This window comes from Sphingomonas sp. Leaf4 (assembly GCF_920939515.1).
Lineage (GTDB): Bacteria > Pseudomonadota > Alphaproteobacteria > Sphingomonadales > Sphingomonadaceae > Sphingomonas.
Genome location: NZ_CAKLBB010000008.1, coordinates 25,245 through 49,868 on the forward strand (window position 1 = coordinate 25,245; position 24,624 = coordinate 49,868).

Consider the following 24,624-nt stretch of genomic DNA (forward strand, 5'->3'; position numbering starts at 1 on the left):
GTGCCGTCGTCCGTCCGCTCAGGTCAGGCGGCGGTGAATTGTCCGTGCAGATCGTGCAGCGTCGCCTCGATATGGCGATGCAGCAAGGCCTCGAGCGCCACCGCGTCGCGCGCCAGCCACGCATCGATCAGGTGGCGATGTTCGAGATGCGCGCGAGCGTCGCGCCCGGCGGGTTCGAGATGGCGGATGACGTAGCGTTCGGCGAGGAACGCCAGCCGTTCGATCAACTGCGTCGTCAGCAGCCCGCCGCCCGGCCGCACCAGCGCGACGTGGAACGCGCGGTTGCATACCGCGACCTCGGCGAGATTGGTGTGCGCCGCCTTGTCGAGTGCGTGGAACGCGGCCAGCGCCTCGGCCCGTTCGGCATCGTCGGCGAGCGCGGCGGCGCGCGCGGCGGCGGCGGGTTCGATCGCGAGGCGCAGCGCATAGATCTCGTCGGCCTGATCCGCCGACATCGGGCGGACCGAATAGCCGCGATTGGCCTGGCTGACGAGCAGCCCTTCCTGTTCCAGTCGGCCGAGCGCCTCGCGCAGCGGAATCTTGCTGCCCCCCAGTTCGGCGGCCAGCGCGTCCTGCCGAATCGGGGCATCCTCGCCCAGACTGCCGGTGACGATGCGGTCGCGGACGATGGTGAACACCTGATCGGACAGGGTGCGGACGACGATTGCGGAACTGTTCACCGGACGACGAACCCCTGCCAGAACGGATCGGCGCGATCGATCCAGATGGTGTTGAAGCCGGTGGCGATCGCCGACCCCTCGATCGAGGGGATGATGGCGGGCACGTCGCCGAGGCTCGTCGCTGCCTCGACCCGGCCGGTGAAGCGGCTGCCGATATAGCTTTCGTGGACGAAGCTGTCACCGATCGCCAGCCGCCCGGTGGCGGCGAGGTGCGCGAGCCGCGCCGAGGTGCCGGTACCGCACGGGCTCCGGTCGATCGCGCCGTCGCCGTAGAAGACCGCGTTGCGGCCGTCAGCGCCCTCGCCCTTCGGCACGTCGGCCCATAGCACGTGGCTGACGCCGCGAATCGTCGGGTCGAGCGGATGGACCGGCTCGAACACCGCGCGCACCGCGTCGCGCAACGCCCGGCTGTGGGCGATGATCGCCTCGGCCCCGAGCGAATCGAGGCCGGTGTAGCCGCCCTGCGGCTCGACGATCGCATAATAATTGCCGCCATAGGCGACGTCGACCTTGAGCGGCCCGAGGCCGGGCAGGTCGAGCGCGATGCCGGTCGCGGCGAGATAGGCGGGGACGTTGGTGATCTTCACCGACGTCACCCTGTCACCCTCGCTCCGGTAGGCGATGTCGATGATCCCGGCGGGCACCTCGACGCGCAGGCGGCCCGGCGTGGTCGGCTGGATCAGGCCGTGTTCGAGGCCGAAGGTGATGATGCCGATCGTGCCGTGCCCGCACATCGGCAGGCAGCCCGAGGTTTCGATGAACAGGATGCCGATGTCGCAATCGTCGCGCGTCGGCGGATAGAGGAACCCGCCCGACATCATCGCATGGCCGCGTGGTTCGAAGCACAGCCCGGTCCGGATCCAGTCGAAGCGCGCCAGGAAATCCTGTCGCCGCTCCGACATGGAGGCCCCTTTGAGCAAGGGTGCGCCACCCGCGACCAGCCGCACCGGATTGCCGGCGGTATGCCCGTCGATGCAGAAGAAGCTGTGGCGCATCGGCGTGCGATCAGGCCGCGACGGCGGCGGCGGGCTGGAACGAGGGCAGGTCGGGGCGGGTCGTCGCCGCCTGTTCGACCATCGCGATCACCTGTGCGCGGCGCTCGCCGATCAGCGGCAGGCGCGGCGGGAGCACGCGCTCCGACCCGCGACCCATGACCTGTTCGGCCAGCTTGATCGACTGCACCAGATCGTGATCGGCATCGAGGTGGAGCAGCGGCATGAACCAGCGATAGATTTCCATCGCCTTGGCATGATCGCCACGCTGGAACGCGCGCACCAGTTCGACCGATTCGCGCGGGAAGGCGTTGGTAAGGCCCGACACCCAGCCCTGCGCGCCAAGGTACAGCCCTTCGAGCGCGACATCGTCGAGGCCGGCGAACAGCACGTAGCGGTCGCCGAACGCGGTCTTCACATCGGTGAAGCGGCGCGTGTCGGGGGCCGATTCCTTGATCGCGACGATGGTCGGCGCATCGGCCACCATCTCCAGCACCGTGTTGTCGATCTGGGTGCGATAGGCCGGGGGGTTGTTGTAGAGCATGATCGGCAGCGCGGTCGCCGCCGCCACGCCCTTGAAATGCGCGGCCAGTTCATGCGCCTTGGGCACATAGACCATCGGCGGGAGCAGCATGAGGCCGTCCGCCCCGGCCTTTTCCGCCGCGATCGCATAGGCGACGGCGCGGCGGGTGTCGTATTCCGACACGCCGGTGACGACGGGGACGCGGCCGTCGACCACCTCGACGATCGCGGTGAGGACCGTGATCTTCTCGTCATGGGTCAGCGAGTTGTTCTCACCCACCGTGCCCAGCGCAATGACACCGGTCACGCCGTCGCGGATCAGATCGTCCACCACGCGCTGGGTATCGGCGAGATCGATCGAGAGATCCTCGCGAAGCTGCGTCGTCACCGCCGGAAACACACCTTGCCAATCAATCGTCATGCTCTGGTCCTGAAGTCTTGTCTGTGAATACCGTATACGATAATAGCGGGTGATGAACAAGGGGGCAAAGCGGACCATGCCGGACGATCGTATCGCCGTGGTCGGGGCCGGGATCGTCGGCCGGTCGATCGCGCTGGCGCTGGCGGCCCGCGGGCAGCGGGTCGTGCTGATCGATGCGGCCGACGACCGCGCCGCACCATCATGGGGGAATGCCGGACATATTGCCACCGAACAAGTCGCGCCGATCGCGTCATGGGCGACGATCCGGTCGATGCCGAAGCGGCTGTTCTGGCGCGGCGGGCCGGTGGGGCTGCCGATCGCGCAGATCGCGACGTGGCTGCCGTTCGCCGCGCGGCTGGTCGCGGCGTCCGGCCCGAAGCGATTCGCCGCCGGACAGGCCGCGCTGGCGGCGATGCTGGCGCAGGCGATGCCGGCGTGGGAGCGGCTGGCCCATGCGATCGGACGGCGCGACCTGCTGCGCGAGGACGGGCATCTGATCGCATGGGAAAGTGCCGCCAGCGCCGCGGCGGGCCGGGCGCACTGGGGCACGGCCGATACCGGCACCGCGCGGCTGGGCGAGGCGAGCGCCGACGATCTCGCCCGGTTGCGCGCGCTGTCGCCCGGCGTGGTCGATGCGGTGCGCTTCACCGGCACCGGGCAGATCGCCGACCTGACCGCACTGGCCGACGCGCTCGACGCCGCGCTGGCGGCGGCCGGGGTCGAGCGGTTGCACCGGCACGCCACGCTCGAACGCCATGGCCGGCGGATCGTGGTGGAGGGAGTCGCCGCGACCCGGGTGGTGATCGCCGCCGGGGTCGGCTCGGCCGCGCTGATGGCGGCGGCGGGGCATGCCGCCGTGCCGCTGATCGCCGAGCGCGGCTATCATCTGCGCGGCGATGCGGACGGCTGGCCCGCCGACCTGCCGCCGGTGGTATTCGAGGACCGCTCGATCATCGTCACCCGCTATGCCGACCAGGTGCAGGTGGCAGGCTTCGTCGAGTTCGGCCGCGCCGACGCCCCGCCCGACCCGCGCAAGAGCGAGCGGTTGTGTGCGCATGTCACCGCCCTGCGCCTGCCGATCGCCGGGCCGTTCCGGCGGTGGATGGGGGCACGGCCGACGCTGCCCGATTATCTGCCGGCGATCGGGCGGTCGACTCGCGCCGACAATCTCTATTATGCCTTCGGGCATCAGCATCTGGGGCTGACGCTGGGGCCGATCACCGGAGAATGGGTCGCGGCGCTGATGCTCGGCGATGCGCCGGTGCCTGCGGCGTTCGACGTCGAGCGGTTTTAGAACGGGTCTACCTTCGGTCGGCACGTGAGCAGAATTGCTCCCCTCCCTGACAAGGGAGGGGTTGGGGGGTGGGTCGGCCGGTTGTGGAACGCACACCTTACCTCGCGGGCCGACCCACCCCCGACCCCTCCCTTGTCAGGGGGGAGACGTGGAGCACTTGGTTGAATGTCGATCCACCATGATACGGAACTTTGTAGCATGACCATCGGAACCTCCGACGCCGCGACCGAACTGGCGGCGATCCGCCCGCCCGCGACGCGGGTGCCACCGATCGATGCAGGGGAATATGCTGCCCGCGCCGCGAAGGCGCGCGCGCTGTGCGCGGCGGTGGGGGCAGGCGCGCTGCTGGTTCATGCCGGGGCGTCGCTGCGCTATTTCACCGGCGTGCCTTGGGGTGCGACCGAGCGGATGGTCGCGCTGCTGCTGCCGGTGGCGGGCGAGCCGGTGATGATCTGCCCCCGGTTCGAGCAGGGATCGCTCGAGGCCGACCTTCAAATCTCCGCCGATCTCGCGCTGTGGGACGAGGATGAGGACCCGGTCGCGCTGCTGGCGAAGGCCGCGCAAGGCATGGGCGCAATCGCGGTCGATCCGCAGCTTCCCTTCGCATGGGGGGCGAAACTGGCGCGCAGCGGCGCGACGCTGGTCGACGGATCGGGAGTGATCGACGGGTGCCGGATGGTGAAGTCGGCGGCCGAGCTGGCGTGTCTGGCGCAGGCCAAGGCGATGACGCTGGAGGTGCAGGCGCGCGCCGCGCGCATCCTGCGCCCCGGCATCGCCGCGAGCGAGGTGATCGCCTTCATCGACGCCGCGCATCGCGCGATCGGTGGCGGCGGATCGTTCTTCTGCGCGGTGCAGTTCGGTCATGCCACCGCCTTTCCCCACGGCCTGCCCGGCGACCAGCGGCTGGCCGAGAATGAGCTGGTGCTGATCGACACCGGTTGCCGGGTGCAGGGCTATCATTCGGACATCACCCGCAGCTATGCCTTCGGGCAGGTGGCGCAGGACATCCGCGACATCTGGGACATCGAACACGAAGCGCAGGCGGCGGCGTTCGCGGTCGCAGGACCCGGCGTGCCATGCGAGGCGGCCGATGCGGCAGCGCGCGCGGTGCTGTCCGCCCATGGGCTGGGGCCGGACTATGCGCTGCCGGGGCTGCCGCATCGCACCGGCCACGGCATCGGCCTGTCGATCCATGAGCCGGCCAATCTGGTGCGCGGCGACGTGACGCCGATGGCGGTGGGCATGTGTTTCTCGAACGAGCCGATGATCGTGGTGCCGGGGCGTTTCGGCGTGCGGCTGGAGGATCATTTCCATGTGACCGATGCCGGCGCGGCATGGTTCACCCAGCCGCAGCCGTCGATCGACCGGCCGTTCGGGTAGGGGGGAACGGATAGGGGTGCTTGGCTGCCGTGGCCCTGCCCCTTTTCAGACGGGCGGGCGTTTACCGCGACGCCACGCCGATGCCCGCCTCAAACAATAATAACATACCACCAGAGGCGACAGTGCAAGCGAGCAGAAGATCGCAAGACTGCCTGGATTTTCGCCGATGCCTCCAGCGCCGAAGAACCCGATCGTAAACACGACGAGGAATACAATCATCAGCGTGTAGACAGACGCGGCGGCTATCAGAATCGCGGAAACAAACTTGTTCACCACATCCTCCACGTAAGCCTTACACGCTGGTCTAGGGCCATGGCCGGTGTTCGCAATCATGCGAATCCGCCAGCGGCAGGGATCGAACCCGCACCCGGTTCCGGGATCGCTGTAGCGATACGTCTACCAATTCCGTCACGCTGACATGGCGGGTGTAGCGTCCGATCGGGTTGCCACACAATGTTCGGTTCGGGGCAACGTGTACCGAAGGACCGGCGATTTCTCCCTACCCCAGCGGATACGGCCCCTTGCCGCCCTCGGCGATGAAGCGATCGACGCGGGCGTCGATCATCGGCAGCGGGACCGATCCCAGCGCCAGCATCGCGTCGTGGAAGGCGCGGATGTCGAATTTGGGACCGAGCGCCTTTTCCGCCTTCGCGCGGCCCTGCACGAACGCCATTTCGCCCATGTAATAGCTCAGCGCCTGTCCGGGCCATGCGATGTAGCGGTCGACCTCGGTCGTGATCTCGTGGGTCGACAGCGCGGTATTGTCCTTGAGGAAATTCTGCGCGCGCTCGCGGGTCCAGCCTTGCGAGTGGAGGCCGGTGTCGACCACCAGCCGGGCGGCGCGCCACATCTGGTAGCTGAGCATGCCGAAAATTTCATACGGGGTGGTGTACATCCCCATCTCTTCGCCGAGCGCCTCGGAATAGAGCGCCCAGCCCTCGCCATAGGCCGAGAGATAGGCGTCGCGGCGATAGGCGGGGAGGTCGTCCAGCTCGGCGGCGAACGGCATCTGCCACGCATGTCCCGGCGCGCTTTCGTGGAGCGTGAGCGCAGGCAGCGAATAGAGCGGACGCGCAGGCAAATTGTACGTGTTGACGAGATAGATGCCCGGCCCGCCGCGCCCGCCGGTGTAGAAGGGGGCGAGGTCGGCCGGCACCGGTTTGATCGCGAAGCGCGCGCGCGGCATGCGGTTGAAATATTGCGCCGCCTTGCCGTCGAAGGTCTTGGCGATCCATGCCGCGCGGTCGAGCAGCGCTTGCGGGGTCGTCGTGTAGAATTGCGGATCGGTGCGCAGGAAGTGCAGGAAACCGGGGAAATCGCCCTGCCATTTCGCGTCGCGCATCACGGTCTGCATCCGTGCTCGGATACGGGCGACTTCGGCGAGGCCGATGGCATGGACCTGATCGGCGGTCAGGTCGCGCGTGACATATTCGCGGACCTTGGAGGCGTAGTAGGCGCGGCCATCGGGCAGGTCGTAAGCGGCGAGGCTGGTGCGCGCGCCCGGGACATAGTCCTGTTGCAGAAACGCGAGGAGCCGCTGGTGCGCGGGGATCACCGCGCTGCCGATCAGGCGCAGCGCTTCGGCGCGTAGGCTTGCCTGGGTTGCGGGTGGGATCGTCGCCGGCATGGCCTTGAACGGGGCGTAGAAGGGCGATGCCTCGCCGGGCGCGGCGACCACCGCCGCCACGCCGGCGTCGCGCCCTTGCAGCGTGATCGCCGGGGGCGTGAAGCCGCGCGCGAGGCCGGCGCGCATGTTGGCGATGTTCTGGTCGAAATAGCGCGGGATCTGCGCCAGCCGGGCGAGATAGCCGCGATAGCCGGCCGCGTCGCGCAGCGGTTCGCCCGCCATGCCGGCGATGTCGATCCAGAAGCTGCTGTCGGCGTTGAGCGGCTTTTCCCAGTCGCGGAAGCGCTGCGCGGCGAGCAGCGCGGCGACCTGCGCACGGTAGACGGTATAGTCGTCGCGGACCTTGGGGCTGAGTTTGGCCGGGTCGATCGCGTCCAGTGCGCGGGCGGTCGTTTCCCAGCGGGCGAGGCGGGCGGCCTGTGCGGCGGGGCCGACGTCGGGCAGGCCAGCATCGGGCGCAACCGACGAATCCTCGCCGGGGCCAGCCTGCGCCTTGCGCCAGTCGTACTCGGACGTGGCGAGCGTGGCGAAGGCGGTGTCGGCGGGGGTCGCCTGCGGTTGCTGCGCCATGGCGGGGGTGGCGAGGAGGAGCGCGAGGGCGGACATCAGCATCGTCACCCCGGACTTGTTCCGGGGTCCACTCGTCGGCGAGCGATGCGTGTCGTGGATCGGGCGACGACGTTCGTGGCGAGGTGGACCCCGGAACAAGTCCGGGGTGACGATAGGGGTGTCGTTCCGCATCACTTCGCCTTTCCTGCCACCGCGTCGATGTCCGCGAGCAGCGCCCGCGACACCTGCACCCCTTCGCGTTCGCTTGCCCTGCGGGCGGCGTGGCGGCGGCTGCCGGGGAGGCGCGCGCCCTGCCCCTCGATCGCCTCGAACATCGCCTCGGCGCGCGCGAGATGGTCGGCCGCCGCGTCGCCGAGGAAGCCGGCGGGGTCGATCGCGACGATCAGTTCGCCGCCGATTGGCGAGCCCTTGCGGCCCGCATCGCGCGCGATCGATTCGGCGCTGGTCAGGTCGCCGATCAGCGGCCCGGCGATCAGTTCGACCATCGCCGCCAGCGCCGATCCCTTGTGCCCGCCGAAGGTGCGCATCGCGCCGGCCAGTACCGCTTGCGCGTCGGCGCTGGGGTTGCCGTCGGGGTCGATGCCCCAGTCGGTCGGGATGGCCTTGCCGGCGCGGCGGTGCAGCTCGATCTCGCCGCGCGCGACCATCGAGGTCGCGAAGTCGAACACGAACGGGTTGGGGCCCGGGCGCGGCCAGCCGAACGCGATCGGGTTGGTGCCGAACACCGGCTTCGTGCCGCCGGCCGGCGCGACCCACGCATGGCTGGGGGTGAAGGCGAGTGCCACGAGGCCGTCGGCGACCAGCGCCTCGACCTCGGGCCAGAGTGCGGCGAAATGGACGATGTCGTTGAGCGCCATGGCGGCGATGCCGCCCACGCAGGTCGCCTCGACCAGCGCGGCGCGGCCCGTCTCGAACGCCAGTTGCGCGAAGCCGCCCTGCCCGTCGACGCGGACCAGCGCGGGCTTGGGGCGCGACAGCACCGGCACGGCATCGGGCACCACCACCCCGCTCGCAACGCTGTGCGCGGCGACAAGCAGGCGGTAGAGGCCGTGGCTCCCGCAGCCGTCGCGCTCGCCCGCGACCATCGTCTCGGCGACCGCGACGACATGCGGTTCGGAGAGGCCGACGCGGCGCAGCGTGGCGCGGGCATAGTCGCGCACCTCGTCCAGCGTCATGCGAACGGTGTCGCTCATGCGGTCACGCCCGGCCTGGCGGTGAACAGGCGCATGCCGAACACCGGGCCGGCGGTGTTCTTGTCGTGCGGCACGACGCGGATGGTGATCTTCGCCTTGCCGCGGGTCAGCGGTTCGGGGACCGGATAGTCGACGTCGAAGAACGTCCCCGGCCGGCTGCGGTCGAGCGACTGGGTAGCGATGCGCTGATTGTCGACGAGGATGTCGAACGATCGTTTGCCCTCGTCGCCCCAATAGGTCGCCTGGAGCACCAGCGGGCCGGGCTTCACCGCCATGGTGAACTGGAAGAAGCCGCCGGTGCGCGCGTCGCGCCCGGCACGCCCGCGATAGCTGAGCGGGTAGGAGATGTCGGAGGTGAGATTGTGGTCGCGCTCGGGCTGCATTTCGCCGAGGTGCATCACGTCGACCGAGCGGGCGGCGAGTTCGCGCTCGTCGGCCTGCCGCTTGCGGAACGCGGCTTCCTCGACCGCCCATTCGCCATCGGTGAAGCGGCGGAAATAGACCGCGCTTCGCCGGTCGTACTGGCGGTAGAAGGGGACGAAAGTCAGGTCGCCGGGGCGGATGAGACTAGCGGTGCGATATTGCGCTTCCTCAAGCGCGACCGGCTGGAACCGGGCGAGCAGGTCGTCACCGACCATTGCCGGGTCGGGCTGGTCCCATGTCCCGTCGGCACGGCCGAGATCGCCGGCCAGCACCAATGGCCCGCGCAGCACCGCGACGGTCTGCGCATCGCCCGGCGTCGCCTCCAGCCGCAGGTCGAGCGGCAGGCGGATGGTGACGCTGTCGCCCGCCTTCCAGCGGCGGTCGATCACCGCATAGCCGCTCGCGCGGGCGGCATCGTGCGGGCGGTCGTTGACGAGGATTTCGGCGGACCTGGCCCAGCCGGGGATACGCAGCGCGACGGGAAAACGGCCGGCTTTGCCGAGCGTGGTGAAGGTCAGCGTCGCCTGGCCGTCGAACGGATAGTCGGTGGTGAGGCCGACCCGCGCGCTGCGCGCCGCCCACTCGGCGTCGGCGGGGATATACAGGTTCACGATCAGCGTATCGTCGCCCGACCAGAAGATGCTCTCGCCGTGCTTGGCATGGCTTTCCATGCCGGTGCCGACGCAGCACCAGAATTCCTCGCCATCGGGGGCCGAATATTCGCGCTTCGTGCCGGTCATCAGCGGGGTCATGTAGGTGAAGCCGCCGTTCACCGGCTCCTGCTGCGCCATGACGTGGTTCAGGTGGGCGCGTTCGTAATAGTCGAACAGCGCGCCGTCGGGCGCCCAGCCATAGAGGTGGCGGGTGAGTTTGAGCATGTTGTAGGTGTTGCAATGCTCGCACGTCTGTTCGGTAATGTGCTGCGCGATGCTGTCGGGCGCGCTGAAATATTCGCGGTCGGCGTTGCCGCCGATGACATAGCTGTGGTGGCGCGTGACGCGCTCCCAGAAGAAGCGCGCGGCGGTGGCGTGGCCCGGATTGCCGGTGATCTCGTACAGCCGGGCGAGGCCGATGAGTTTGGGCACCTGCGTATTGGCGTGGATGTTGGCCAGTTCGTCGCGCTTCTCGGTCAGCGGGACCAGCACCTTTTTATGATAGATGCGCTCGGCGAGTTTGAGCCAGCGTGCATCGCCGGTGCGGGCATGGAGTTCGGCGAAACTCTCGTTCAGCCCGCCGTGTTCGCAGGCGAGGACCTGCTGCACCTGATCGTCGGTGAGCGCGGCGAATACCCGGTCGATATAGCCGCCCAAGGCCACCATGATCGCCGTCGCCTTGGGCGAAGGGCCGATATGGTCGAGGACGTCGAACAGCCCGGTATAGAGCTTGTGCCAGTTGTAGAACGGCACCCAGCAGCCGTTGAGATCGAACCCGGCCGAGCGGATGTCGCCGCCCATGATCTCGGGGAAGATTTCCTTCCCGTTGACGATCGTGCCGTCGCGGCGCTTGCGGCTGAACCCGGCGACATAGCCGTCGGCGGCCTGACACGCGACCAACTCGTCGATGATGTACGCGGCGCGCGCCGCGCAATCGGGGCAGCCGGTCTGGGCATGGGTCAGCGCGAGGCCGGAGAGATAATGGCCGAGCGTGTGGCCGGCGATGGTGTCGCTTTCCCAGCCGCCATAGACTTTGCCCTTGGGGGCGAGGCCGGCGAAGCTGCGGTAATTGTGCAGCAGCCGGTCGGCATCGAGCCGCAGCAGATAGGCACGATTGACCTCGACCGCGCGGGCATAGTCCGACGGGCGCAGCCGCACCGCCGACAGGGGCAGCGGTTTGGGGTGCGCGGGCAGCGCGGCGGTCATCCCCCGCGCGGCGGCGGGCAGCGTGGCCAGCGGCAGCGCGGCACCGCTAGCGAGGAAGCGGCGGCGGTCGATCGGCATATCCATCCCCTGTGAATACCGTATACGATAGGGCCGGGGGTGGGTTTGTCAATCTGGGACGGATCGACATTCCGCGAAAGGTTCGGCTTCTCCCCTCCCTGACAAGGGAGGGGGCGGGGGTGGGTTGGTCGATTGTGGAACGCTCGTCTTTCCTCGCAGGCCTACCCACCCCCAGCCCCTCCCTTGTCAGGGAGGGGAGCAATGTTGCGGGACGACGCGGCTGAAGGTCGATCAACCCTATCGCGCGTTCCAGTCGCTCACCCCCTCCCCGCCCAGCGTGCGCAGGAAGAAGTCGTACTGGCGGCGCATTGCGTAGGGCACCGGACCGGTCGAGCGACCCGCGCCATGTTCGCCGTTGGGCACGACCAGCAGGTCAAAGCGTTTGCCTGAGCGGACCAGCGCGTCGACGACCTGCGTCGTCGAGGCGGGGTCGACGTTCGAATCCTGTTCGCCGACGACCAGCAGCAGCTCGCCTTTCAGCCTGGCGGCATGCACCACGCCCGATCCGGCGAGATAGCTGGCGTCGACCGGCCAGCCGAGCCATTGTTCGTTCCAGTCGATCTTGTCCATGCGGTTGTCGAAACACCCGGCATAGGCGACCCCGGCCTTATAGACATCGCCGTGAAACAGCAGCGCGTTCAGCGTGCTCTGCCCGCCCGCCGACCCGCCATAGATGCCGACGCGGGTGAGATCGACCGCTGGGTCCCTCGCCGCCAGCGCGCGCAGCCATGCGATGCGATCGGGAAAGCCGGAGTCGGCGAGGTTCTTCCACGCGACGTCGTGAAACGCCTTCGAGCGGTTGGCGGTGCCCATGCCGTCGATCATCACCACGATGAAGCCCAGATCGGCCTGCGCCTGCATCCCGATCACCTTGTCGCCGCCCGAATAGCTGCCGAACGGCCAGAAGCCCTTGGGCACGAAGCTGTCGTGCGGGCCGGCGTAGATGTTTTCGATCACCGGATAGCGCCTGGCGGGCTCGTAACCCTGCGGGCGGACGACGATGCCGTGGATGTCGGTGACGCCGTCGCGGCCCTTCGCCACGAAGCGTTCGGGCGGACGATAGCCCGCCGCCGTCAGCCGTGCGATGTCACCGCGCTCCAGCACCGCGACCAGCCGTCCGTCGGGGCCATGCAGTTCGCTCGTCTCGGGCAGGTCGCTGCGCGAATAGGTGTCGACATAGGCCGACATGTCGGGGGCGAAGCGGACCTCGTGGGTGGCGTTCGCGGTGGTCAGCCGCGTCAGGTTGCGGCCGTCGAAACCGATGCGGAACCAGTGTTTGTAATAGGGGTCCTCGCCCGGCACATAGCCGCTGGCCGAGAACCATATCTGCCGCTTGCCCTCGTCCACCTTCGCGATGTCGCGCACCAGCCACTTGCCGCGCGTGATCCGGCGCTTCACCCGGCCGGTGCGGCCGTCGACCAGATAGAGGTGCCGCCAGCCGTCGCGCTCGGAGGTCTGGATCAGCTCCGCGCCGTCCTTGCCCAGATCATGGGTGAAGATGCGGTCGCGGAACACGAAGGTCGTCGCCTCGTCGCTTGCCGCGACATGTGCCTCGCCGCTCGCCGCATCGACCGCGATCCGCCGCGCCGCGCCGAAGCCACGCCGGACATAGTCGAACGCCAGCGTCCGCCCATCGGGCCGCCAATAGGGGGCACTGAGGGTATAGGCGTTGGGGAACAGCGTGTCGGCGATGTCGGTGTGCTTGGCCGTAGCGACATCGAACAGCACCGGCTGTTCGCGGTCCACCGTGTCGCCGGGCTTGGGATAGAGTTGCTGCACCACTTCGGGCTGGACCCGGCCGGGGGGCGCGGCGACGATGCGCGTCACCATCCGGGGATAGCCGGGGCGGACGCGATAGACCGCGACATGGCGGCCATCGGGCGACCACGCGATGGTTTCGGGATCGTGGAAGTCGCCGGGCGATCCGTCCTGCGCGCGCCACTTCTCCGCGCCGCCGCCAGCGGCGCGCACCACCAGATTATCGTCGACCACCAGTGCTTCGAGACTGCCGTCGGGCGAGCGGCGGGGCGTGTTGTCAGCGGGCTGGCGCAGGTCACGCACCACGCCGAAACCGCGGTCGCGCTGCGGCACCGGTTCGGGCAGCCGTGCGCATACCGGCTGGATCAGCGTGCAGCGCATGCGGACCTCGCCGAGGGGCAGCTCGATCGCCTTGCGCCCGTCGACATAGGCGAAGCGATCGAACGGCAGGCGCAGCGGATCTACGGGCACGCCGCTCGCCTTCGTCAGCGCGGCGGCGATGGCAGCGGCGTCGAACGCGGGGGACTTGGCGAGGGTGGCCGCATCGACGTCGACGAAGCCGAAGCCGCCCTCGACCGTCTTGCGATAATGGAAATGGCGGCCGTCCGCGTCCCATTGCGCGGGTTCGGCGATGTCGCGGGTCAGCCATTGCCAGCGCTCACGCAACGCCAGCGAGGCGTCGATCCGGGTGGGCACGTCCTGCGCCATCGCCGGCGCGGCGAGCAGCGCGAGCGCGAGGAGCGCCCTCACTTCACCGTCCCGAGCGTAAACGCGAAGGTCGTGGGCCTGAGCGCGATGCGATAGGGCATGTGCGGTCGTCCATCGAGGTTCCAGCCGGTATCGCCGCCGACCCCGGCCTGCGCCGCATCGATCAACAGGCTGGGGAGCCCGTGCGGCACTATCTCGCCGCTGTGTTTCTTCGTTTCGAGGTCGGCATAGGGAAAGGCGAGCGCGTTGACCGACAGCGGCTGGACCCCGGTGACGCGCAGGCTCGGCAGGCCGGTTCCGCTCAGCGTCACCCGGCGCACGTCCTGTTTCGCGCCGGTTTCCTGCGGGCGGGCATAGCCGTGCGCCTGTTCCGCGAGCGTGCCGTGCCACTCGGCAATCAGCCCCGACACCTTGCGATCGGCATAGGTTTCGTGGGGGCCGCGCCCGTACCAGCCGATCCGGTCGAAACCCTGCGCACCGCTGAACGCGAGGCCCATGCGCAGCGGATCGGGCAGCGTGTCGCGGTGCGGGGTGAAGGTCATCGTCACGCCGACGCTGCCGTCACGGCCCATGGTCCAGCGGGTGACGGTGTCGACCGATCCCACCCCCATGTCGTGGCGCACGACGATCGCGTCGCCCTCCACGCCCACGCCATCGACGCGGCGGTTGTTCGAGAACTGCTTCCACATCGCATGGCTCTTCAGCACGCCGGTGCCGATGTCGTTGTCGGTCGGCGCGCGCCAGAAATTGGGCGCGCCGCCGGTCAGCAGAGTCGTGCCGCCGCGCGCGTAGCGGCGGACGAGGCCGCTCGCCCGCTCGATCTCCAGCACCGCATCACCGCTGGCGAGGCGCAGCACGTCGGCATCGGCGACCGGCGCGACCCCGCCAGGCAGCGGCACCGCGCGTGGTGGCGACAGCGCGAACTGGTCCCAGCCGACGACATGGCCCTGCGGCACCAGCGGGATCGCCCCGGCCTTCGCGCGGGCGCGCAGCACCAGCCGCCGTTCGGCCTGGCGGTCGTGCGGGGCGGGCAGCGCCAGCGCGAGCGGCGCGGTCTGCCCCGGGGCCACCACCGGTGTCGGGATCGCGCCGGCGGCAACCGGGCGGCCGTCCTCCAGTACTTCCCAGTCGAGCGTGAAGCGCGACAGGTCGATATGGTCGTGGCGGTTGATGACGGCGTAGCGTCCGGCGGCCTCGGTAAAGGCGATCGGCGACTGGACCTTGGCCAGTTCGTGATATTCGGGGTCCGGCGTCCGGTCGGAACGGATCACGCCATCGCCGACCGGGCTGTCGTCGCCGCCCTTGTTGGCGAAGTCCGGCCCCTGCGCGAAATAGTCACGGCCCGCCGCGTCCTTCAGGATCACCGTCTGGTCGACCCAGTCCCACACGAAGCCGCCCTGTAGCTTCGGGTACGCGCGGATCACGTCCCAGTAATCGGCGAAGTTGCCGAGGCTGTTGCCCATCGCATGGGCATATTCGCACAGGATCAGCGGCTGTTTCAGCTCCCCCTGCCGCGCATAGTCGGCGAGTTTCAACGTATCGTCGTACATCGGCGCGAAGATGTCGACATAGCGGTTCACCGGATGGCGCCAGCCGCTCATGCTCCAGCCGAGGAAGCTGATGAGCCGCGTCGGGTCGTGCGCGCGGACCCATGCGGCGGCATCCTCGAAGCTTTGCCCCACGCCGGTTTCGTTGCCGAGCGACCAGAAGAGGATCGACGGGTGGTTGCGGTCGCGCTCGACCATGCGCTGCACCCGGTCGAGATGCGCCGCGCGCCATTTGGGGTCGTTGCCGAGCAGGACCGAGGGGTCGTTGTCGCGCTCCTGCGAGAGACTGAGATAGCCGTGGCTCTCGATATTGGCCTCGTCCATCACGTACAGGCCGACCTCGTCGGCAAGGTCGTACCAGCGCGGATCATTGGGATAGTGCGAGGTGCGCACCGCGTTGATATTGGCGCGCTTCATCAGTTCGAGGTCGCGGCGCATCGTCGCTTCGGAGACGATACGAAAGGTGCGCGGGTCGTGTTCGTGGCGGTTGACGCCGCGGATCATGATGCGGCGACCATTCACCCGCACCTCGCCGTCGGCCACCTCGACGGTGCGGAAACCGATGCGGCGGCTGGTCGCCTCGATCACCCGGCCGCGAGCGTCGAGCAGTTCGACCAGCAGCGTGTAGAGGTCGGGCGTCTCCGCGCTCCACTGGCGCACGGTGGGAATCGTGGCGGTGAGCGTCGCGTGGTCAGCGGCAACCGGGGCGGTCTGCGTCCACGCATTGCGTTTGCCGTCGAGCAAGGTCGCGCGGACCTGCGTTCCCGCCCCTGCCCCGGCCGTATCGATGCCGAGGGTCAGCCGGCCGTCGCGATAGGCGGCGTCGAGCCCCGCCTCGACCGACAGGTCGCGCAACCGCGTCTGTGGCGCGGCGTACAGCGTGATGCCGCGCTCGATGCCGTTGACGCGCCAGAAGTCCTGATCCTCCAGATAGCTGCCATCGGCGTAGCGATAGAGTTCGATCGCGATCGTGTTGCGGCCGGGTCTGGCGGCGGCGGTGATGTCGAACTCGGCGGGAAGCTTGCTGTCCTCGGAATAGCCGATGCGCATGCCGTTGACCCAGAGATAATAGGCCGCGCCCGCAGCACCGATCGTCAGGAACAGGCGGCGGCCGGCGAAGTGCGGCGGCACGGTGACATCGCGGCGATAGGAGGCGACCTCGTTGAGCTTGTGGTCGATGAACGGCTGGTTGCGTGGGAACGGATAGCCGCTGCCGACGAACACCGGCCCGCCATGCCCCGCCGCCTGCAGGATGCCGGGCACCGCCATCTTTCCCCAGCGCGATACGTCGTAGGACGGGGCCTCGAACCCGACCGGACGCGCTTCTGGCGTGGGCGAGAGCTGCATCGTCCAGTCACCGTTCAGCGACAGATGATAGCGCGAGGCGGCGGGGTCGCCCGCCAGCGCCTTGGCCCGGCTTTCATAGCCATCGAAGGTCGCGTGCATCGGTTCGGCGCCGATGCGGATCACCTCGGGCCGTTCCCATTCGGCGGGCGGCGGGGTCTGCGCCATGGCCGGGGTGGCGAGCAGCGCCGCCAGCAGCAGCGGAAAACGGCGTCGCGCGCGAAGGGTCATGCGGCCTCGAACAAAAAGGACCGGCGGGACGATGCCCGCCGGTCGTACCGGTATTAGAGCCTGTCTGGAAATTCGCGGGAAAGCGAATTTCAGGGCGGTGCCGGCCCGCTCCCCCTCCCGTCCACCCACGCAAGTATCCTGATGGGTGGACGGGAGAGGGTAGCCCAGCAAAGTAGTACTTTGCTGGGACCCGAGGGGGAGCGGGCCGGCACCGCAAAATGCGGGCTCACGCATTTTCAGACAGCCGATCAGAACTCGGCGGTCAGGCCGACGAAGAACGAGCGGCCGGCGACGTCGTAGAAGCCGGGATAGGTGTTGCCGTTGCCGAAGCTGGCGAGCAGCCCCTGCGCGATCGCCGGCGGATCCTTGTCGAGCAGGTTGTTCACGCCCATGCGCAGCGAAATATCCTGCTTCACCCGGAACGACGCCGCCAGATCGAAGTAATTATAGGCGGGCAGTTCGGCGTTCAGCTTGTAGGTCGATCCGGTCAGGAACGGGTCCTTGGTGTTGAGCGACAGACTGGTGCCGCCGATGTAGCGCCAGTTGAACGACAAGGTGGTGATGTCGTCCGGCGTGGTCCAGCTAAAGCGCGCCTGATGCCGCCATTCGGGCGTCGGCTGGCCGCAGGTCGCACCGAACAGCCCGACGCAGTCATATTCGCCCAGACCCGGCAGCGGCTGGGTGATGAGCTGGTCGAGCCAGGTGCCGACCGCCTGCACAGCGAACCGCCCGATGCCGGTGCGCACGCTATAGTCGGCGGTGACGTCGATGCCGGCGGTCTTGAGCGATCCGGTGTTCTGCGACGTCGAGACGATATAGCCGTTGTCGCCGAAGATCACGCCGGTCGCCGGATCGCGGCGGAACAGCCCGCAGAAATACGGATCGCCGCTCGACACGCACTGGCTGATCGCCAGCGTCGCGGGGATGCCAGCGATATAGTCCTTCACCTTGATGTTGAAATAGTCGACCGAGAGCGACAGGCCCTTCAGGAAGGTCGGGCTGAACACGAAGCCGGCGGTATAGGTGTCGGCTTCCTCGGGCTTCAGCATCGGATTGCCGCCCTGCTGGATGCCGCACTGTTCGCTGGGGCATTCGCTGATCCGGCCATATTGCGCCGCCGTCACGCCGGTACGCGCGCACACCGTGGCGCTGGCGGCGGGCGATGCGCCGGCGCACGGGTCCTGCGTCGTCGCGAGGTTCAGAAACTGCGGGCCGAACAGTTCGGAAACGTTGGGCGCGCGGATCGCGCGGTTGTAGCTGCCCCGGAAGCGCAGCGACGCGACCGGCGCCCACGACAGCTCGCCCTTGTAGGTCGAGATGCCCTTGTCCATCGCGCTGTACTTGGAATAGCGATAGCCGCCGGTCAGCAGCAGTTCCTTGAAGAACGGACGATCCTCGATCAGCGGCAGGCCGATTTCGGTGAACGCCTCGGTCACGTCGAACCGGCCCTCGCTCTCGCGCGTGCCCTTTTGCCGTGCGAGCGCGTCGGCGCGGAATTCGAGCGATTCGCGACGATGCTCGACACCGAACACCAGCCCGATTCCCCGCTCGGCGAACGGCGACTTCACGCCGTAGCTGGTCAGGTCGCCGGTCAGCGTGCCGGTCAGCACCGATTCCTTGTCGAGCCCGCGGGTCGAGGTGGGAGCATAGATATAGTTGAAGCCCGCCGCGCTGATCCCCTGATAGCGGAACACGTCGATCGGCACGCAGGCGGGATCGCTGCCGTCGATCACCGATTTGCAGGTCAGCGTGCCGTTGACGTTCACCGCCTGCAACGCGCGGTTGGCGCGGCCGGGATCGATGTCGTTGCTGTAGGTTTCGTTGTAGATGACCGTCGAGAACAGCGCGTTGGCGTCATAGCGGATGCCCTCGGCGATCTCGCCGCGCACCCCGCCGGTGAAGCGATAGTCGGTGTGGCGCAGATCGTCGCGGCGCGGGGCGGCGTTGCCGCCGACCGGACGATAGCCGATGAACGCCTGCGCCGTGGTGTCGGTGCCGTACGCGCCGCCGCACAGCAACTGGCCCTGCTGCGCGCTGAGCAGCGGGTTGTTGCAGTTGACGTTGTAGGTGCGGCCCTGGAACAGCGCCGACGGGGCGATCTGCGAATTGGTGCGATCGTCCATGAACATCGCGCTGCCGTACAGTTCGGCCGCATCGGTCACTTCGTACCGCGCGAAGGCACCGGCGGTGTAGCGGGTGTCGTTGCGCTGGAAATAGTTGAGCGGCGCGTAATTGTACCGGAAGGTCGAAGTATACGGCACCCACGTCTTGTTGCCGTCGCGGGTGTTGTTGAACCGGGTGCCGGCATTCGGGCCGGTCAGCGGCTGGAACAGGCCATACTGGTTGTTGCTCGATCCGCCACAGACGAATCCGTCGAGCGCGCCGTTGGGATCGAGCGCGCAAGCCGACACGTCGCGGTCGGCCTGAAGGATCGGCCGCACGTCGCGATAGCCGAAATAGGCGGTGACGTTGCCGCGCCCGTCGGCGAGGTTCGCGCCGAACGCGATGTTGGCATCGAACCGCTGCCCGTCGACCGGCGAGCGGGTGGCGCGTTCGTAGCTGTTCGCCGCGACCAGCGCGCGACGATCGGCATTGTCGTTACGGTGCGCCGAAAAGCCGTACTGCACGTCGGTCTTCACGCCGTTCAGATCGTCGCGCAGGATGAAGTTGATGACGCCCGACACCGCGTCCGACCCATAGACCGCCGAGGCGCCGCCGGTGACGACGTCGATCCGCTTGATCAGCGTCGAGGGCACGAAATTGAGGTCGATCGCCTGCACCGGCAACAGCCGCTGGCCGTTGATGAGGACGAGGTTTCGGTTGCTGCCGAGGTTGCGCAGGTTGACGCGCGCGGTGCCGTCCGCCCCGTTCGAGACGTTCTCGTTCGCATCGGGGGTGATCTGCGGCAGGCGGTTCAGCACGTTTTCGACGTTGATCGCGCCCTGCAACCGGATCTCGGCGGCATCGACCGCGGTCAGCGGGCTGTTGCTGACCAGACCCGGATTGGGCAGCCGCGAACCGGTCACGATGATCGCTTCGTCCTCGGCCGGATCGGCGGATGGCGTCGTCTGGGCAAAGGCCGGCATCGCAAGGCCGATCGCCAGTGTCGCCATGCTGGAACCACGCAACAATCGCATGAAATCGGTCATTTTATTTCCCCCGTTTTCTACTCGGGCAAAGTATATGTCCATAAACTGATATATATCAAATATATTATACGATTGTATCCGAAGGGTTTAGGACGCATAGGCCCTTTCGCCCACCGCCGCTTTGCTGGCATGATCCGCCGCGACCGGCCCGACGACCATGGCCGGCGTGACAGGGGAAGCGAGCGCGATGGCGGCAGCGGGATTAGCGGACGAGCCGGCACCGATCCTGCCGGCGACGATGGCGGCGCGCGCGGGCTGGGCGGTGCTGGCGCTGGTCGGCGCGGGGGCGCTGGGCGTGGTCGCGCTGACGCGCGGCGAGAGCGTGAACGCGCTGTGGATCGTGGTCGCGGCGCTCAGCGTCTATCTGATCGCCTATCGCTTCTATGGCCTGTTCATCGCGCGGCGCGTGCTGGCGGTCGATCCCGATCGCCCCACCCCGGCGGTGCGCCGCGCCGACGGGCTCGATTTCGTCGCGACCGACCGCCACGTCCTGTTCGGCCATCATTTTGCGGCGATCGCCGGCGCGGGGCCGCTGGTGGGGCCGGTGCTGGCGGCGCAGATGGGCTATCTGCCCGGCACGCTCTGGTTGTTGGTGGGCGTGGTGTTCGCCGGCGCGGTGCAGGATTTCCTGATCCTGTTCTTTTCCACCCGGCGCGACGCGCGGTCGCTCGGCGACATGATCCGCTCGGAAATGGGGGTGGTGCCCGGCACCATCGCGCTGATCGGCGTGCTGATGATCATGGTCATCCTGCTCGCGGTGCTGGCGCTGGTGGTGGTCAAGGCGCTGACCGGGAGTCCGTGGGGCACCTTCACCGTGTTCGCGACGATCCCGATCGCGCTGCTGATGGGCATTTATGGCCGCTTTATCCGTCCGGGGCGCATCGCCGAGATGTCGGCGATCGGCTTCGTGCTGCTGATGGCGGCGATTATCGGCGGCGAGCCGGTGGCGCGGTCCGCGACGCTGGCGCCGTGGTTCACCTATAGCGGACCGGCGCTGGCGCTGATCCTGATGGGATACGGCTTCGTCGCCTCGGTCGTGCCGGTGTGGCTGCTGCTCGCGCCGCGCGACTATCTGTCGACCTTTCTCAAGATCGGGGTGATCGCCGGGCTCGCGCTCGGCATCCTGATCGTGCGGCCGCAACTGGAGATGCCCGCCGTCACCAAGTTCATCGACGGGACCGGGCCGGCGTTCTCGGGCACGTTGTTCCCGTTCCTGTTCATCACCATCGCCTGCGGCGCGGTGTCAGGGTTCCATGCGCTGATCGCCAGCGGCACCACCCCCAAGATGATCGCGAGCGAGGGGCATTTGCGCTACATCGGCTATGGCGCGATGCTGACCGAAAGCTTCGTCGCGGTGATGGCGCTGATCGCCGCCTGCGTGCTCGATCCCGCCGTGTATTTCGCGATGAACGCGCCGCCCGCGCTCATCGGCACGACGGCGGTCGAGGCGGCGCAGGCGATCGGCGAATGGGGCTTTACCGTCACGCCGCAGATGCTCGACCAACTGGCGCGCGATGTCGGCGAGACGACGATCCTGTCGCGCGCGGGCGGCGCGCCGACGCTGGCGGTGGGCATGGCGCATATCCTCAGCCAGGTGATCGGCGGGCCGGGGATGATGGCGTTCTGGTATCATTTCGCGATCCTGTTCGAAGCGCTGTTCATCCTGACCACGGTCGATGCCGGCACTCGCGTCGCGCGGTTCATGATCCAGGACCTGCTCGGCAGCATGGTGCCGGTGATGAAGGACACCAGCCGCACCGCGCCCAACCTGATCGCGACCGCGCTGGCCGTCGCGGCATGGGGGTATTTCCTCTACAGCGGCGTCACCGATCCGCTGGGCGGGATCAACACGCTGTGGCCGTTGTTCGGCATCTCGAACCAGATGCTGGCGGCGATCGCGCTGACGCTGTCGACCGTCCTGCTCTTCAAGATGAAGCGGCAGCGCTATGCGTGGGTGACGATCCTGCCGACCGTGTGGCTGTTGATCTGCACGCTGACCGCCGGGTGGCAGAAGCTGTTCCATCCCAATCCGCGCATCGGCTTCCTTGCCCATGCCGAGCAATTCTCGACCGCGCTCGCCGAAGGGCGGTTGCTGGCCCCGGCCAAGAGCGTCGCCGAGATGCAGCGGATCATCCTGAACGACCGGATCGATGCGATCCTGTGCGCCTTCTTCATCGCGGTGGTGCTGGCGATCGTCTTCTACGGCATCGCCGGGGCGCGCCGCGCGCTGGCGAGCGACACCCCCACCACGCGCGAGGTCGGCGATGCGCTTCCTGCATAGGGCGGCGCAGACCGCGCGGCTGATGGTCGGCGTGCCCGATTACGACGCCTATGTCGCGCATCGCCATGCCGCGCATCCGGGCGAGCCGGTGATGACGCTGGCCGAATTCCACCGCGACCGGGTGGAGCGGCGCTACGGCGGCGGCAAGGACCGGGTGATGCGGTGTTGTTGAGCCACCCGTCACCCCGGACTTGTTCCGGGGTCCACCGGGCGGCGCACGCTTCGGCACGAGGCTCGGGCGGCAGCGCAAGCGGCGAGGTGGACCCCGGAACAAGTCCGGGGCGACGAAAGGGAGCCGGGACCTCCCCTACCCCTCGTATTTCGGCAGCTTGTCGAGCTTCTTCAGAAACCCCTTCGCCTGCGTCAATACATCGCCACGCACTTCCCCCGCCATCTTGTCCCAAGTCCGGTACGGCATCCCCATGCGCGGGTTGCGGCCGAGCTTCTCGCGGTTGCGGTCGAGAAAATCCCAATAGAGCGCATTGAACGGGCAGGCATCCTCCCCCGTCCGCTGCTTCACGTCGTACCGGCACGCCCCGCAATAATCCGACATCCGGTCGATATACGCCCCCGACGACGCATAGGGCTTCGAGCCGAACAGCCCGCCGTCGCCGAACTGGCTCATGCCCAGCACATTGGGCTGTTCGACCCATTCATAGGCATCGGCATAGACTTCGAGATACCAGCGCTGCACCTGCACCGGATCGGCGCCGATCAGCAGCGCGAAATTGCCCGTCACCATCAACCGCTGGATATGATGGGCATAGGCGTTCTGGAGCGTCTGGCCGATCGCCTGGGACAGACAGTGCATGTCGGTATCGCCGGTCCAGTAGAAACCGGGCAGGTCGCGTTTCGCGTTCAGGAAATTGCGGCTGCCATAGTCCGGCCCCTCGCGCCAATAAATGCCGCGGATGAATTCGCGCCAGCCGATGATCTGGCGGATGAAGCCCTCCGCCGCGTTGATCGGGACCTTGCCCTCGTCATGGTGCTTCTGCACCGCCCGGCACAGATCGATCGGATCGAGCAGCCCGGCGTTGATGTAGGGCGAGAGGACCGCGTGCCACAGATACGGCTCGTCGGTCAGCATCGCGTCCTGATTGTCGCCGAAGCGCGGCAGGGCGTGGGTCAGGAACGCGCGTTGCTGGCGCAGCGCATCCTTGCGCGTCACCGCGAAGTCGAAGCCGTCGAGCGTGCCGGCATGATCGCCGAACCGGTCGGCGACCAGCGCGATCACCTCCTGCGTCACCGTATCGGGTGCGAACGACAGCGGGCGCGGCATCATCAGGTCGCGGCCGGGCGGCTTGCGGTTGTCCTTGTCGAAATTCCACTTGCCGCCGACCGGCTTGTCGCCGTCCATCAGCAGCCGGGTTTCGCGGCGCATCTCGCGGTAGAAATATTCCATGCGCAGCTCGCGCCGCCCTTCGGCCCATGTGTTGAACCGGTCGTGGCTGCACAGGAAACGGGTGTCGGCGCGGATGTCGACGGGGATGCCGAACATCGTCTCCCACGCCTCCAGCATCGCTTGCACCCGCCACTCGCCCGGTTCGGTGACGACGATCCGGGTGGGGTCGTGCCGGCCGATCGCCCGCGCGACCTCGCCGGTGAAGCTGCCGGCGTTGTCGGGATCGTCGAGCGTGACATAGTCGACGTCCCAGCCCGCCTCGCGCAACGCGGCGGCGTGATGCCGCATCGCGGCGAACAGGAACGCGATCTTTTTGGGGTGATGGCGGACATAGGTCGCTTCCTCGACCACCTCCATCATCAGGATCGTCGTGGCGGCGGGATCGGCGCGCTTCAGCGACGACAGCGTGGCCGTGAGCTGGTCGCCCAGCACCGGGATCAACACCCGTTCCATTCGTGCCCCGCCTTTCCTATGTGGGCGGGCATGGACCCGAAATTCCTTGGCCAGACCAGCCCGCTTCCCGCCACACCGGAAGCCGCCGAGCTCGATTATGTTCCCAACCCGCGGGCGACGCCGTATCTGGTGCGCTTCACCGCGCCCGAATTCACCTCGCTGTGCCCGGTGACGGGACAGCCCGATTTCGCGCATCTGGTGATCGATTACGTGCCCGGCGACACGATCGTCGAATCCAAGTCGCTGAAACTGTTCCTCGGCGCCTTCCGTAACCATGCCGCGTTCCATGAGGATTGCACCGTCGGCATCGCCGAGCGGCTGGTCGCGGAGATGCGGCCGGTCTGGCTGCGCATCGGCGGCTATTGGTATCCGCGCGGCGGCATCCCGATCGACGTATTCTGGCAGTCGGGCGAGCCACCCAAGGGGGTATGGGTGCCCGATCAGGACGTGCCGGGGTATCGCGGGCGGGGGTGAGCATCCGTTTTCGTGGTGCGGAACAGCTCGTCGGGCAGATCCCCTCCCTGACAAGGGAGGGGCTGGGGGTGGATCGGCCCGCGAGGGAGGACAGGCGTTCCATAACCGGCCGACCCACCCCCGCCCTTGTCAGGGAAGGGAGACGTCGAGCGCCGTATTTAATTGCAATCCGTCCCAACGCCCTGTCGAACAAATGTGACGGTCTGACGAAAATGCTGCGTCGCAATACGCGCCGCAT

The 24,624-nt window shown here is 67.9% G+C and carries 16 protein-coding genes and 1 pseudogene; 5 read left to right on the plus strand and 12 right to left on the minus strand.

Annotation, left to right across the window (positions count from 1 at the left end):
- Positions 1-23: 23 nt before the first annotated feature.
- Genes LRA89_RS13235 through LRA89_RS13245 form a run of 3 tightly spaced genes read right to left on the minus strand, consistent with a single transcriptional unit; the run spans position 24 to position 2,615 of the window.
- On the minus strand, positions 24-680 hold the full coding sequence (locus LRA89_RS13235; protein WP_230770890.1) for a GntR family transcriptional regulator: 657 nt from the start codon (positions 678-680) through the stop codon (positions 24-26).
- Positions 677-1,675 (minus strand): 4-hydroxyproline epimerase, encoded by a 999-nt coding sequence (locus LRA89_RS13240; RefSeq protein ID WP_230770893.1) that lies wholly within the window; start codon positions 1,673-1,675, stop codon positions 677-679. Before LRA89_RS13240 ends, LRA89_RS13235 begins: the two co-directional genes overlap by 4 nt.
- Before the next feature lie 10 nt (positions 1,676-1,685).
- The gene (locus LRA89_RS13245; RefSeq protein ID WP_230770895.1) at positions 1,686-2,615 is read right to left on the minus strand and encodes a dihydrodipicolinate synthase family protein; all 930 of its coding nucleotides are present in this window, start codon (positions 2,613-2,615) and stop codon (positions 1,686-1,688) included.
- A gap of 52 nt (positions 2,616-2,667) precedes the next feature.
- Between LRA89_RS13245 and LRA89_RS13250 the strand changes: the two genes are divergently transcribed.
- Both LRA89_RS13250 and LRA89_RS13255 read left to right on the plus strand, forming a co-directional pair.
- Complete coding sequence (locus LRA89_RS13250) at positions 2,668-3,909, plus strand: NAD(P)/FAD-dependent oxidoreductase (protein WP_230770897.1); 1,242 nt, start codon at positions 2,668-2,670, stop codon at positions 3,907-3,909.
- Between the two features lie 198 nt (positions 3,910-4,107).
- A complete protein-coding gene (locus tag LRA89_RS13255) occupies positions 4,108-5,289 on the plus strand; it encodes a M24 family metallopeptidase (protein WP_230770899.1) in 1,182 nt (393 codons plus the stop codon).
- A 45-nt stretch (positions 5,290-5,334) separates the two neighbouring features.
- Here the strand turns inward: LRA89_RS13255 and LRA89_RS13260 are convergent, their stop codons facing one another.
- The 8 genes and pseudogenes from LRA89_RS13260 to LRA89_RS13295 all read right to left on the minus strand — a co-directional run bounded on the left by LRA89_RS13260 (position 5,335) and on the right by LRA89_RS13295 (position 19,776).
- Positions 5,335-5,562, minus strand: coding sequence for a hypothetical protein (locus tag LRA89_RS13260; protein WP_230770901.1), 228 nt, complete (start codon positions 5,560-5,562; stop codon positions 5,335-5,337).
- A gap of 67 nt (positions 5,563-5,629) precedes the next feature.
- A pseudogene (locus tag LRA89_RS13265) lies at positions 5,630-5,707 on the minus strand.
- 81 nt (positions 5,708-5,788) lie between these two features.
- Entirely contained in the window at positions 5,789-7,528 is a 1,740-nt protein-coding gene (locus tag LRA89_RS13270) for a DUF885 domain-containing protein (protein WP_443024974.1), read from the minus strand.
- 128 nt (positions 7,529-7,656) lie between these two features.
- Positions 7,657-8,679 carry an Ldh family oxidoreductase gene (locus LRA89_RS13275; protein WP_230770904.1) on the minus strand — a complete coding sequence of 341 codons (1,023 nt, stop codon included), beginning with the start codon at positions 8,677-8,679 and terminating at the stop codon, positions 7,657-7,659.
- Positions 8,676-11,039, minus strand: coding sequence for a beta-L-arabinofuranosidase domain-containing protein (locus tag LRA89_RS13280; protein ID WP_329958514.1), 2,364 nt, complete (start codon positions 11,037-11,039; stop codon positions 8,676-8,678). Before LRA89_RS13280 ends, LRA89_RS13275 begins: the two co-directional genes overlap by 4 nt.
- Before the next feature lie 237 nt (positions 11,040-11,276).
- A complete protein-coding gene (locus tag LRA89_RS13285; RefSeq protein WP_230770906.1) occupies positions 11,277-13,547 on the minus strand; it encodes a S9 family peptidase in 2,271 nt (756 codons plus the stop codon).
- Positions 13,544-16,627, minus strand: a complete 3,084-nt coding sequence (locus tag LRA89_RS13290) for a glycoside hydrolase family 2 TIM barrel-domain containing protein (protein ID WP_230770908.1) — start codon at positions 16,625-16,627, stop codon at positions 13,544-13,546. Before LRA89_RS13290 ends, LRA89_RS13285 begins: the two co-directional genes overlap by 4 nt.
- Positions 16,628-16,875: 248 nt before the next feature.
- The gene (locus tag LRA89_RS13295; protein ID WP_230770910.1) at positions 16,876-19,776 is read right to left on the minus strand and encodes a TonB-dependent receptor domain-containing protein; all 2,901 of its coding nucleotides are present in this window, start codon (positions 19,774-19,776) and stop codon (positions 16,876-16,878) included.
- A gap of 238 nt (positions 19,777-20,014) precedes the next feature.
- On the opposite strand from LRA89_RS13295, the gene LRA89_RS13300 reads away from it, so the two are divergent.
- Entirely contained in the window at positions 20,015-22,057 is a 2,043-nt protein-coding gene (locus tag LRA89_RS13300) for a carbon starvation CstA family protein (protein WP_329958516.1), read from the plus strand.
- Positions 22,041-22,229, plus strand: coding sequence for a YbdD/YjiX family protein (locus LRA89_RS13305; protein ID WP_230770912.1), 189 nt, complete (start codon positions 22,041-22,043; stop codon positions 22,227-22,229). Before LRA89_RS13300 ends, LRA89_RS13305 begins: the two co-directional genes overlap by 17 nt.
- Before the next feature lie 135 nt (positions 22,230-22,364).
- Here the strand turns inward: LRA89_RS13305 and LRA89_RS13310 are convergent, their stop codons facing one another.
- Complete coding sequence (locus tag LRA89_RS13310) at positions 22,365-23,912, minus strand: cryptochrome/photolyase family protein (protein WP_230770914.1); 1,548 nt, start codon at positions 23,910-23,912, stop codon at positions 22,365-22,367.
- A 30-nt stretch (positions 23,913-23,942) separates the two neighbouring features.
- Between LRA89_RS13310 and queF the strand changes: the two genes are divergently transcribed.
- A complete protein-coding gene (gene queF, locus LRA89_RS13315; RefSeq protein ID WP_230770917.1) occupies positions 23,943-24,386 on the plus strand; it encodes a preQ(1) synthase in 444 nt (147 codons plus the stop codon).
- Positions 24,387-24,624 lie beyond the last annotated feature (238 nt).